The sequence below is a fragment of the bacterium endosymbiont of Bathymodiolus sp. 5 South genome, from assembly GCF_900128535.1.
Classification (GTDB): Bacteria; Pseudomonadota; Gammaproteobacteria; order PS1; family Pseudothioglobaceae; genus Thiodubiliella.
In genome coordinates this window covers 22,852-35,204 of sequence record NZ_FQTR01000007.1, presented here as the reverse complement: position 1 = coordinate 35,204, position 12,353 = coordinate 22,852, and the positions used below count along the sequence as shown (strand labels likewise).

General features: G+C 37.4%; 12 protein-coding genes. 8 read left to right on the top strand and 4 right to left on the bottom strand.

Annotated elements, in window-relative coordinates; translation table 11 throughout:
* The first annotated feature begins 266 nt into the window (after positions 1-266).
* The 6 genes from ispD to BBROOKSOX_RS01690 all read left to right on the top strand — a co-directional run bounded on the left by ispD (position 267) and on the right by BBROOKSOX_RS01690 (position 5,304).
* Complete coding sequence (gene ispD, locus BBROOKSOX_RS01715) at positions 267-971, top strand: 2-C-methyl-D-erythritol 4-phosphate cytidylyltransferase (protein WP_139659475.1); 705 nt, start codon at positions 267-269, stop codon at positions 969-971.
* The gene (gene ispF, locus BBROOKSOX_RS01710) at positions 961-1,434 is read left to right on the top strand and encodes a 2-C-methyl-D-erythritol 2,4-cyclodiphosphate synthase (protein WP_010646954.1); all 474 of its coding nucleotides are present in this window, start codon (positions 961-963) and stop codon (positions 1,432-1,434) included. Before ispD ends, ispF begins: the two co-directional genes overlap by 11 nt.
* Positions 1,431-2,846, top strand: coding sequence for a UDP-N-acetylmuramate--L-alanine ligase (gene murC, locus BBROOKSOX_RS01705; protein ID WP_139659474.1), 1,416 nt, complete (start codon positions 1,431-1,433; stop codon positions 2,844-2,846). Before ispF ends, murC begins: the two co-directional genes overlap by 4 nt.
* Positions 2,847-2,853: 7 nt before the next feature.
* Positions 2,854-3,666 (top strand): UDP-N-acetylmuramate dehydrogenase, encoded by an 813-nt coding sequence (gene murB / locus BBROOKSOX_RS01700; protein ID WP_257607729.1) that lies wholly within the window; start codon positions 2,854-2,856, stop codon positions 3,664-3,666.
* A complete protein-coding gene (locus BBROOKSOX_RS01695; protein WP_139659472.1) occupies positions 3,663-4,541 on the top strand; it encodes a D-alanine--D-alanine ligase in 879 nt (292 codons plus the stop codon). The genes murB and BBROOKSOX_RS01695 overlap by 4 nt, the downstream gene beginning before the upstream one ends.
* 139 nt (positions 4,542-4,680) lie before the next feature.
* The gene (locus BBROOKSOX_RS01690; protein WP_180323811.1) at positions 4,681-5,304 is read left to right on the top strand and encodes a cell division protein FtsQ/DivIB; all 624 of its coding nucleotides are present in this window, start codon (positions 4,681-4,683) and stop codon (positions 5,302-5,304) included.
* On the opposite strand, the gene BBROOKSOX_RS01685 is transcribed toward BBROOKSOX_RS01690, so the two are convergent.
* Genes BBROOKSOX_RS01685 through BBROOKSOX_RS01670 form a run of 4 tightly spaced genes read right to left on the bottom strand, consistent with a single transcriptional unit; the run spans position 5,288 to position 8,867 of the window.
* Positions 5,288-5,992 carry a hypothetical protein gene (locus BBROOKSOX_RS01685; RefSeq protein ID WP_139659467.1) on the bottom strand — a complete coding sequence of 235 codons (705 nt, stop codon included), beginning with the start codon at positions 5,990-5,992 and terminating at the stop codon, positions 5,288-5,290. The two genes, BBROOKSOX_RS01690 and BBROOKSOX_RS01685, sit on opposite strands and share 17 nt — an antisense overlap.
* 9 nt (positions 5,993-6,001) lie before the next feature.
* A complete protein-coding gene (locus tag BBROOKSOX_RS01680; protein ID WP_139659464.1) occupies positions 6,002-7,519 on the bottom strand; it encodes a LysM peptidoglycan-binding domain-containing protein in 1,518 nt (505 codons plus the stop codon).
* Positions 7,520-7,548: 29 nt separating this feature from the next.
* Positions 7,549-7,857 carry a BolA family protein gene (locus BBROOKSOX_RS01675; RefSeq protein ID WP_139659462.1) on the bottom strand — a complete coding sequence of 103 codons (309 nt, stop codon included), beginning with the start codon at positions 7,855-7,857 and terminating at the stop codon, positions 7,549-7,551.
* A complete protein-coding gene (locus tag BBROOKSOX_RS01670; RefSeq protein ID WP_180323812.1) occupies positions 7,857-8,867 on the bottom strand; it encodes a CDP-6-deoxy-delta-3,4-glucoseen reductase in 1,011 nt (336 codons plus the stop codon). The genes BBROOKSOX_RS01675 and BBROOKSOX_RS01670 overlap by 1 nt, the downstream gene beginning before the upstream one ends.
* A gap of 85 nt (positions 8,868-8,952) precedes the next feature.
* Between BBROOKSOX_RS01670 and miaA the strand changes: the two genes are divergently transcribed.
* Together miaA and BBROOKSOX_RS01660 are read left to right on the top strand one after the other, a co-directional pair.
* Complete coding sequence (gene miaA, locus BBROOKSOX_RS01665; RefSeq protein WP_139659458.1) at positions 8,953-9,888, top strand: tRNA (adenosine(37)-N6)-dimethylallyltransferase MiaA; 936 nt, start codon at positions 8,953-8,955, stop codon at positions 9,886-9,888.
* 199 nt (positions 9,889-10,087) lie between these two features.
* Entirely contained in the window at positions 10,088-12,319 is a 2,232-nt protein-coding gene (locus BBROOKSOX_RS01660; protein WP_139659455.1) for a hypothetical protein, read from the top strand.
* Positions 12,320-12,353: the final 34 nt, after the last annotated feature.

Genomic DNA, 12,353 nt, shown 5'->3' with positions numbered 1-12,353 from the left:
AAGGGCAAGTTGGTGATGAGATTAATGTTTTAATGGCTGCCTGTGCTTGGAATTTGAGAAAATGGCTGGTAATAGCCACTATTTTTTTGTTTTGGCAAAAACTGGGTTTATTTTTTGTAAAATGCCTAAGGTTTTTTGTGGTACTGGATAAAAAGCAGTTTTGTTGATTTAGATGGTTGGAAAAATGGGTGGTTTTGGTTTGTTTGGAGTGGTTTTTAAGGGGCGACTATTTAATACAGCCGCTGCCTTAGGTATAATTCTGACTTATGTCAACTGACCAACATTTTCTTATAGTTCCTGCAAGTGGCATAGGTTCGCGTATGAATGCCCAACAGCCCAAACAATATCTTAAATTAGAAAATGGCTTGAGTGTGCTTGACCAAACACTTAAAACTTTGTTGAATATCGAAAAAATCAAGGGTTGTGTCGTTGCTATTGCTGAAAATGACACAGACTTTAAAAACTCAGTATTTGTCAATCACGATAAACTACTGGCAACTGCCATGGGTGGCAAGGAGCGCCTCCACTCTGTTATCTCAGCACTAAATACATTACGCCCTTTTGCCCAAGACAACGATTGGGTGTTGGTGCACGATGCTGCCAGGCCTTGTGTCAAGGCGAGTGAAATAGAAAATCTGATTAAGCAACTCAAAGACCATCCTGTAGGCGGTCTGTTGGCGACAAAAGTAGTGGATACTGTTAAAAAATCTCACGGCAATATCGTGGAAAGCACCTTAGATAGATCGGCACTTTGGCAAGCACAAACGCCCCAAATGTATCGTTTTACTGTATTATCCAAAGCCTTAAAAAATGTGGTGCAAAATAATTTAATGATTACTGACGAAGCAAGCAGTATTGAATATTTAGGTTTGGAATCTGTCTTGGTTGAAGCAAGCAAAAGTAATCTGAAAATCACCGTAGCAGAAGACCTAACCCTCGCAAACTTTTATCTAAAACAAAATGAAAATTAAAACTGGAATCGGACAAGACTCCCACGCTTTTGATAGCGAAAACAGCAAGCCATTGATTTTAGGTGGCATTGAGTTTAATCATCCTCAAGGATTAAAAGGCAACAGCGATGCAGATGTGATTTTGCATTCAATCACTAATGCGCTCTGTTCAGTAACAGGTCAAAATATTCTTGGTGCTAAAGCGGATGAACTTTGTCAACAAGGCATCACTGATAGCGCACAGTATCTAAAACTTGCACTCAAAGATTTAGACGATTGGAAAATTGAGCATATTGCCATTGCTATTGAGTGTCTAACACCTAAAATCACACCGAAAATGCAAGCACTAAAATCCAATATTGCTAACTTAACCAACATTGAGATTAGTGATGTTGGCATCACTGCTACCACAGGCGAAGGTTTGAGTGCTTTTGGAAAAGGGAAAGGCATTCAAGTGTTCACCATAATCACCGTTTCAAAATGAATAATTTACTGCCTGCTTTTAGCTCTAGAATTAAAAAAATCCATTTTATTGGTATTGGTGGCTCAGGTATGAGCGGTATTGCTGAGGTGCTATATAATTTGGGTTATCAAATCTCAGGTTCAGATTTAAATCAAAGCCCTGTTACCAAACGCTTGCAAAAATTAGGCTGTGAGATTTTTGATACTCATCATCAAAACAATATAAAAGATGCTGATGCCGTCGTGGTTTCCAGTGCGATTAGTCAGAAAAATCCAGAACTCATCAAAGCACAGAAAAACAATACCCCTATTGTCCCTAGAGCAGAAATGTTGGCTGAAATTATGCGTTTTCGCTTTGGTATTGCTGTTGCGGGTACTCATGGAAAAACCACCACCACCAGTTTAATTACGCATATTTTGAATACCGCTAAACTTGACCCAACTTATATTATTGGCGGTATTTTAAATTCTAGCGGTATCAACGCAAAACTCGGTGAAAGTGATTATTTGGTCGCTGAAGCCGATGAGTCTGATGCATCTTTCTTGTTATTACAACCCATGCTCAGCGTCATCACCAATATTGACCAAGACCATATGAGCACTTATGATAATGATTATAAAAAACTCACTGATGCCTTTGTTAGTTTTACCTCTAACCTACCTTTTTATGGTGCTTGTGTACTGTGTGCAGATGATGATGGCGTAAAAGATATCCTTAGTAGCATTCACCGTCCTTTGGTCACTTATGGCTTTTCTAATGGGGTTGATATTCAGGCAATCAACATTACTCAATCTAATAGAAAAATGTACTTTGAAGTTATTCTCACACCTCAAAAGCAATCTTTTAAGGTTGAGTTCAATGGCATAGGCAGACACAATATTCTCAACACCTTAGCGGCTATTGGTGTGGCTTGTGAGCTAGATATTGGGATTGACATTATTCAAAGTGCATTAAAAAGTTTTGCTGGTGTTGAACGACGACTTGATTATCATGGCAAACTGACTATTAACAATCATCAAATATCTTTATACGATGATTACGGGCACCATCCAAATGAAATTTTGGCAGTTTTTGAAAGCTTAAGAAACACCCACACAAATAAAAACTTAGTGGTGATTTTCCAGCCACATCGTTATTCAAGAACACAAGATTTGTTTGATGCTTTTTCTCACGCTCTGTCTAAAGCGGATGGGCTTATCTTGCTTGAAGTTTATCCTGCCAATGAGCGTCCAATTGCCAATATTAATTCTAGCTCACTGGCAAACAGTATTCGCCAACGCTCAACACTTAACCCAATTGTGGTTAAAAATACTAAAGAAGCCCTTAAAGTCTTACCCAATATTATTGAAAATGATGATGTAGTACTAACACTTGGCGCTGGTGATATTCATACTTTAGTTAAACCTATCATTACACAATATGCTGACTCATAACGAGCCAATGGCTAAACATTGCTCGTTGAGAGTAGGCGGTATCGCACAAGATTTTTTTATACCCGATACGCTCAATACGTTATCCGACTTTTTAAAAAATAACCAAAAACCTATCTTGATGCTAGGCTTAGGTAGTAACCTGCTGGTGCGTGATAGAGGGTTTTCGGGGGTTATTATTAAACTCACACAACTCAATCAACTGGGCATTAAAGATGGTATTATTCAAGTAGATGCAGGTGTAACACTGGCAAAACTCTCTCGATTTTACGGATCTCAGGACTTGAATGGCGCTGAATTTTTAAGTGCCATTCCAGGTAGTGTCGGTGGTGCATTAGCAATGAATGCGGGTGCATTTGGTTTTGAGATTTGGTCTTTGGTTGAATCTGTCACCACTATTAATACTTTAGGCGAGGTGTTTAAGCGTAGCGTCACTGAGTTTGATATTGCCTACAGAAAAGTAGTACCACAGCACAAGGGTGAGTATTTTATTGGTGCAAATTTAAAGTTTCCACAGACTGGTAAGCAGCAAGACATTCAGGATTTGTTAAAAAAGCGTAACGATTCTCAGCCGATTGGTGAGGCGAATTGCGGCAGTGTCTTTAAAAATCCACCCAATAATTTTGCCGCAAAACTCATTGAAGACAGCGACTTAAAAGGTTTTTGTATGGGTGGTGCTTGCGTATCCAACAAACATGCCAACTTTATTATTAATCAAGATAACGCCAGTACAGATGATATTGAAAATCTCATTAAATACATTCAACAAACCGTAAAATCTAAATACAATATTAATCTAGAAACTGAAGTGGTGATAATATGATAGCAGTATTAATGGGTGGCAATTCAGCCGAGCGAGATGTCTCTTTAAACAGTGGAGCATCTATTTACAAGTCTTTAAAGAATCAAAATATTGATTGCTTTAAGTTTGACTGGTTGGGTGACAATCTTAATCAACTTTGGGCGCAGAATTTTGACAAGGCTTTTATCGCATTGCATGGTCGTGGGGGCGAAGATGGTACGATTCAAAGGCAACTTGAGAAGCGCAATATTGCCTACACAGGCTCAAATGCAAATGCATCTAAGCAATGTATGGATAAAGCCAAAACCAAAGATATTTGGAAACAACACAATTTAGCACTATCGCCTTGGATTGTTGCTAATATCGGACAGGCAATACCTGAGATTGATTTTCCCCTACCTTGGGCAGTTAAGCCAATATTAGAGGGCTCAAGTGTTGGCATTAGCAAGGTTGAAGATATGTCACAACTAAAACCTGCTTTAAAATTAGCCTTTAAATATGACGATACTGTGCTCATTGAAAAGTGGATAGAAGGCAGTGAATATACTGTTTCAATTCTCAATGGCAAACCTTTACCTGTGATTCAAATTAAAGTAGACCAAGGATTTTATGATTACCAGTCCAAATATATCTCTGATGCAACCCAATATTTATGCCCGTGTGGACTCTCAAATGCAGATGAAAAACACTTACAAGAAATTGCCCTGCAAGCTTTTAATGTGATGGGCGCAAAAACTTGGGGGCGTGTTGACTTCATTTTGGACAAAAACAACACACCTTATTTATTAGAAATCAACACCGTACCTGGCATGACTTCTCACTCACTGGTACCCATGGCTGCTAAAGCATCTGGCTTAAGTTTTGATGAATTGGTATTAGCGATTGTCAATGGTTAAGAAAAAACGCAGGCCTAAATTCAACAAACGCAAAAAAACGCTCAGAGAAAAAATAAAGCCACTGGCTATCAGTTTTACTGTTCTTAGTATCATAGGACTTATTGTATGGGGGGTACTAAGAGTAATGGAGAGCCCTTTTTTGAAAGCAAAAATTACTTGGGAGATTGATACTAAATTACCCATTGCACAAACAGTATTAAAAAAAAGCATCCACGCACTCACCAACAATAAATACCAATTTGATACAGATAAAATTAAGCAACTATTAGAATTTCAGCCGTGGGTTGCTCAAGCACATATCACCAAAAAATGGCTTTCTAACGATATTAAAATTAAGATTAAGTCTCAACAAATTGCAATGCGTTGGGAAAATAATGATTGCAAAAAAAAGCAAGCACCTCATTGCACAGGTTATATATCTAATAACGGCGAATTATTTAGCCCTCAAAAAACTGTTAAATCTGCAGCGCCATTAGCACGCTCCAAAGCCAATCCAACAATCGTTATGCAACTTTATCAAGACTATCAAAATTATCAAAAACAAGCTGGGAAAATGCTCATCAAATCATTTTCCAAAACACACATTGATCGGCTTGTATTCAAGCCAAATATTAAAGTGAACTTGGGCTATCAACAAAAAAATCAGCGCTTAGCACGCTTTTTAAAGACCTACAAAAAACTCAGAAAAAAAGTAGCGCGCAAGCGCTTGGACAAAGCCACTTATGATATGAGGTATCCAAAAGGTTTTACTTTGAAGTATTAGATTGAGACTCTTTAGTGATTAACTGATAACACAGTGCCAATGTAATTGAACTCCAATAAAAAATAATCACTTTAACGATCCAACTAATCACACTTGCTAATTCAAGACTAGAAATTAAAAAATTGACCACTATTGCGATTAACAACGGCAATATAATCTGTAACAAGAATAAGTTTATTTGCGTAACAACATTGAGTTCCCACTTAAATTTTAAAGGTTGATCAGTGGCAATATTAATAAAATTCAATGAAATTGGAATAAGGAAAAAAGAAATCACAAGGTATAGCCAGATCTGATTAACGAGCAACGATGGCACACCCGTTGCTAAATTAATAAAAAAAGTTAGTCCAATAAAGCCAACAATTTGCCGTATTTTAAAAATCGACATCCATGAGACACTTTGTACGCCAAAAACCACCAATCGATACATGTTAACTGACAAACTCGCATACCCATATAAAAACAACAGAGAATAAACAAGAACATTGCTGGGAACCTGAATATTTTCAGGTTTTACCGTACTTTCTTTCGTAAAAATACCTATTAATTCAATAATTTCCGCAGACAAGCTTAATAACGGCAACGCTAACAATAACGGCAAGATTGATATTTCAATAATCTTCTTCCAATGTGTTAAGACAAAGGCAAAACCCGCTACAAAGATTTTATAAATAGGTAATTGATTCATTTGATCGCCTTATTGTTTAACAATGGATTTGATAATTTTAAGTTTCTTGCCAATTTTCAATGACTTTTTAATAGACAATTTATTCCACTTGCGTAGTTGCGACACGCGCACACCAAATTTATGTGCAATGACCGATAAGTTATCGCCAGCCCTAATGCGATAATTTATCGTTCTTTTAACCTTCACGCCAATTTTAGTAAGGTCTTTTAGTTTTGATGCTTTGACTTTTAACACCTGCCAAATTATTAATTTTTGCCCGATTTGTAGACCTTTGGTGGTATTAGATAAATTATTCCACTTAATAATGCTTTCAACAGGCACATCATAACGGTTAGATATCAACCACAAATTTTCACCTTTAATAACTTTATGGATGAATTTTTTACCGTGTTTTTGGCTATTTAACCGCCGTTCTGTACGCTGGTCTTTAGATAATGAGTAATAGTCTTTTGACTTTTTAGGGATAGGGATAATGATTTTTTCACCGTGTCTAATTTTCAAACCTTCTATATGATTAATGTTCTTAATATAAGCCACTGATGAATTGAATTTTTTTGCCAACTTATTGAGACTGTCGCCTGATTTAATCGTATAACGCTTATAATTCAGCTGTTTTTTCTTTGGATAAGCCGCACGCGCTTTTTTAAAGCTTGCCACTTTTTCAATGGGCAATAACAATTCATAACGAGAAACATCGGGTGTTGCCCAACGATTTAAATCAGGATTAAGCATATAAAGCTTATCTAAACTTAACCCAGTCCACTGAGAAATTAGGGATAAATCCAGTTGCGAATATACATACACTGATTCAAGTTTTGGTTCATTAGCAATAAAGGTAATCGTTTGTCCATATTTATGTGGGTTTTTAATCAACTCTGCCACTGCCAACAATCTTGGTACATAACCTTTGGTTTCCTTAGGTAGGGAGATATTCCAAAAGTCTGTTTTTCTACCTTTGGCTTTGTTCTTGGCAATTGCCCTTTGCACCCTACCCGGTCCAGAATTATAACCGGCAATCGCCAACAACCAATCCCCTTTAAACAAGGCATGTAGATTCTTTAAATACTTAACCGCCGAACGCGTTGATCGAATCACACTACGGCGTTCATCCACCCAATAATTTTGCTTTAGCCCATAGAGTTTTCCCGTATCAGGAATAAATTGCCATAAGCCTGATGCTGTACCGTGTGAATAAGAAAATGGATAATATGCCGACTCAACAATAGGTAATAGCGCCAACTCAATCGGCAAGCCTGCTTTTTCTACTTCTCGAACCACTAAATGCAAATAAGGTTGAGCGCGTTTGCTCACTCGCGTTAAATAATTAGGATTATCCTTAAACCATTTAATATGCCAATACAAATCTTTTTGAGAGCGAGGCTTTAGCGTATTGCCCTTAGAAATACGCCGCCATAAATCATTTTCACTTAATTGTATGGGTGATTTTTGATATGAAGTAAAGCGCTTAGATGTTTCAACTATTTTTTGTTCTGGCTTTGCTTCATTCTGAGCAAAACATAAGCTCAATAAAAGAGACAACAGCAATGGAATAATTTTTAAGATTTTGAACCCCCTGCACACTTAGGAGAATCAGGTGCACCATTTTTTATCCCCCACTCATCTGGCGTGTAAGTATGCATCGCTAAAGCATGGATATGGTTTAATTCTGCTTTAAATAATTGATTGATAAATCGGTGCCTATCAATCAGTTTAAGCTCAGAGAAGTCATCACTCACCACCACCAGTTTAAAATGTGACTGCGTTGCAGACCCAGAATGATGATTAGACTCATTAATGACTTCTAAATGCACAGGATTGAGTGCAAGGGTAAGTTGTTCTGTTAAGTGTTGTTGCATATCATTCATTATTTCTTCCCTGTAAAAGCAAACACAAAGGCATCTGCAAAGAAATTATCCTGAATCATACCTTGCTCAACAAAACTTTTAGCCGCAGATTTAACCATCTTTGGTGGCCCACAGGCATACACTTCATACCCAGTTAAATCCTCAAAATCTTCCAATATAGCTTCATGCACAAAGCCCTTTCTGCCCTGCCAATCTTTATTTGGCTGTGACAACACGGGTACAAAATAAATATTATCGTTTTCATTCGCCCACTGCTGAGGCAAATCCATATACAAATCTACCTCATCACGCGCGCCCCAATAAATATAAATTGCTCGATCAAGTTTAGTGGCTATCGCGTGTTCAACAATAGATTTAATCGGTGCAAATCCTGTACCGCCAGCCATTAAGATCACAGGTTTTTTACTGTCTTCTCTAAAAAAGAAACCCCCTTTGGGTCCTTCCAGTTTCAATAGCGACTTTTCTCTCAATTGATTAAAAACAAAATTGGTAAATTTACCCCCTTCAATCAAACGCACATGTAACTCTATCAAGCCGTTATTGTCCGGTGCATTAGCAATAGAAAAAGCCCGAGGCTCAAAATCAGGGTGAATTAAATCAATATACTGCCCTGCCAAATATTGTAAGGACTCCGCATTTGGAATTTTTAAAAATATCTGCGTCACATCGTGATTAAGGCGCTCAATACTTTGCACCTTACAAGGTAGTGTTCGCACTTCAATATCTGCCACACTATCAAGTTCATCAACCACCAACACCACATCAGATTTAGCGCGGCACTGGCACAACAGCGCCATACCATCAGCCACCTCTTCAGGCGTAATGCCATTCGGGATAGCACCTTCGTAACCCACTTCGCCCTCAATAATCGTCGCCTTGCATTTTCCACAAAAGCCTTTTTGACAACCATAAGGGAAATTTAATCCATGGATAAGTGCGTCATCCAAAATAGCACCATCGCCATCAGTTCTAAAAACTTTACCCGTTACTTGATTTTCAATTGTAAACATCATTTATTCTGTGAGACTTTTATTAGTGCTGATATTATAATGTAGGTTATATCAAATTAATGCCTAGTAATTCAAAGTACTTTTTATGCTACAAACACCCAACCAAACTGTTGTATTTTTGATGGGTCCTACCGCCTCAGGTAAGACCAATCTGGCTATTCAACTGGCAGATACATTCAAAGCAAGAATCATCAGCGTTGACTCAGCACTCATTTATAAAGGTATGGACATCGGCACTGCCAAGCCTGACAAAACTATCTTAGAAAAATATCCGCATCATTTAATTAATATTTGCAACCCAGAAGACACTTACTCAGCTTTTGATTTTATGCGTGATGCCAACAAACAAATCGAAACTGCCTTCAAAAATGGTGAAACACCCATCTTAGTTGGTGGCACTTCATTTTATTTTAACGCGCTTGAACATGGACTCTCTAACCTGCCAGAATCTACCAAAGCATCTAAAGAAAAATTCAACCAATTACTTCATGACAAAAGCTCTGCCATACTACATAAAGATTTAAAAAAAATTGACCCACAAGCTGCAAATCGCATTCATCCAAACGACTCACAACGCATTACCCGTGCATTAGAAGTATTTGAACTCAGCGGCAAAACCCTAAGCGAACTACAAGGCAACAAACAACCTAGTATTAACCACCCTATTAAAAAAATCATTCTAATGCCAAAACGAGCTGAACTACACAAGCGTATCGAAGCCCGCTTTTTATCAATGTTGGAAAATGGCTTTTTAGAAGAAGTAAAAACTCTAAAACAAAACCCAAATTTACACGAAAACTTACCCTCTATCCGTTGTGTTGGCTACCGCCAAGCCTGGCAATATTTAAACGGTGAAATCAGCAAAACAGACCTGATAGAAAAAGCCATCATTGCCACCCGCCAACTCTGCAAACGCCAAAGTACCTGGCTAAGAAATGAAGAAAATGCACTGGTTTTAGCAACCAACAACATTAAAACAACCCTGCAATTCATAAAACCTTGCGCTCATTTATCATCCTGAATGGTTAGCTCAATAGGTGGCTATTTAAACCTTATCCTAGCAGAGGTAAAACTGGATTTTCCTCTCTATAAAGACAAACGAATATCACTGGATAAATGATACAAATAGATAAAAAGTAAATTTTTTATGGCTATTTATGTTTACGCACAAGATTTTTATGATATTATTTTCCATTTTTTAATCACAAGGACAAATACTTATGCCTGCCCAAAATGATTTGCCACCCGTGCTTAGTGGCTCTATTCCTAGGATTCATGATTCAACTTTATTTGAAAAATGTCAAGATTTATCTATTACCCATAAAAATTATAATAATTTACGTATTATTTTTAATACCGCTAACCCGAAACTCGCTCACTTTAATATCAGGGAAATTAATGAAATAAGCCTTGAGTCTGATACCCAAAAAATACTGTATAACGGCGTCGTTATTGGCACTGGAAATTCGGTTGAAAATATGACCAAACAAGGGCTGGTCATTATTTTTAATAAGGCTGCCACCAAGGAAGGCGTTGAAGCAGTCACTAGGGCAGTTAATGTTAGTTTTTCAGATGATGCACAAGAGGTAACTTTGAGTGTGAAAAATGCCGAAGGCAGTAAAAGTGCAAACACACTCACCATACCTGCATCTATATTCGGTAGTATTCCACCCGCCGATCAAAATCTTGTTACTTTTAACAACATTCCTGATTTGGATAATTTGGCTTTGAATTTCAAGACATCAAGCCCAAAAAAAGGTATTTTTATCCCTGTATTTGACCACATTGTGCATTGTAAAATTACCAATAAAAACACAATAATAGACATCGCCCATCCTGGCAGCTGGAGCAGCTATGTTCATTCATCAGATGTTATTAAAGATGGGCGTGTTTCTCTTAGGTTTGGGCAAACTGACAGACAAGTGATGTTTGGTTTTTCCGACACTTTCTCAAGTCAGGAGGGCTTCTCTGTTCTTAACTACGCCATATTTTCAAATAATGGGGTTATATCTATTAGGGAAAGCGGAAATATACCGAAATCTTTACCTTCATTTGGCAAACATACAATTGACGATGTTTTTTCTGTTGAAAGAATCGGCAATACTGTTGCTTACCTTAAAAATGACGTTACCTTTTATGTATCAACTGTTAATTCTACTGAGGATGTGCATTTTTGTTCTGCTTTTACAGATATAGGCGCTTCGGTTACCGATGTACTGCAACATAATTATTATCCTGCCACTGAAGGGTCTTTTACAGTTAAATTCGATCAAAGTGTGGGCTGTAAAATTACTAAAAACGAAATAATAAACACCGCTAAGGCCGGTGGTTGGGGTAATAGTATTGCTTATTCATCAGGCATTCTTAAAGAAGGATATGTTTCTCTTAGGTTTGGACAAACTGACAAACAAGTAATGTTTGGTCTTGCTGCTAACCTCTCAAGTCATACCTTCTCTGTTCTTAACTACGCCATATTTTCAAATAATGGGGTTATATCTATTCGGGAAAGCGGAAACCCTCCGAAATCTTTACCTTCATTTGGCAAACATACAATTAACGATGTATTCTCTGTTAAAAGGTGTGGCAATACTATTACCTATTTAAAAAATGGAATGGTCTTTTATGCATCAACCGTTATAACAACTAAAGATATGCATTTTTGTGTTACTTTTGCGGATCTAGGTGCTTCGGTTACTGACATGTTGCAGTATACTTCTTACCCTGCTGATGGTTTGTTTGGAATCAAGAATGTTAAAGGCATTAGTTTGAATAAAGCAACTCGAGAGGTAAGTTACAACCACACTGTTGTTGCGACTATTAATCAAGATAAAATACCAAAGTTTGACTTAGGTAGAGGCTATACAGTTACAGGTATCAACACATTACTTTTTACTTTTATTGGTCCGAAATCGGGTTGGGGTTTAGCCGGTCTCTATTCGTCAAGTTATATGAAGCATGATGGCCGCATCAGTCTTAGTATGGGACAAACTGATAGTCAAGTGATGTTTGGTTTTGGGAATAAAGATATAAGTCAACCTTATCATTGTATGTTTGCCAACAATGGGGTGATTGTTGTCATAGAAGGCTCTAAAACGACAGCTTCATTGGGTAAATATACAACAGAGGATGTTTTATCTATTGAGAGGCGTAACTATACGCTTATTTACCGTAAAAATGGGGTTATTATTAACACATCAACCGAGGATCTTGTTGGTGACCTTCATCCGACTATTATTTCTCCAGACCATGGAGCTAAAGTTACTAATGTGCAGATTCGTGATTTTTACACTAAAACAGATACGGATGGTTTTTACATTATGTTGAATGAAAAAGCCTCTCAAGCAGCCATTGATGCTGTTGCCGAAGCTGTTTCTTGTCAAATTGATGACCCAGATGTAACAGTTGAAATATTTTATTCAGCCAAGTTACTTGATGCCTTACCAGGCAATTAGCCTTATTTTTCAAAGGAAAAATATAATGAAACCC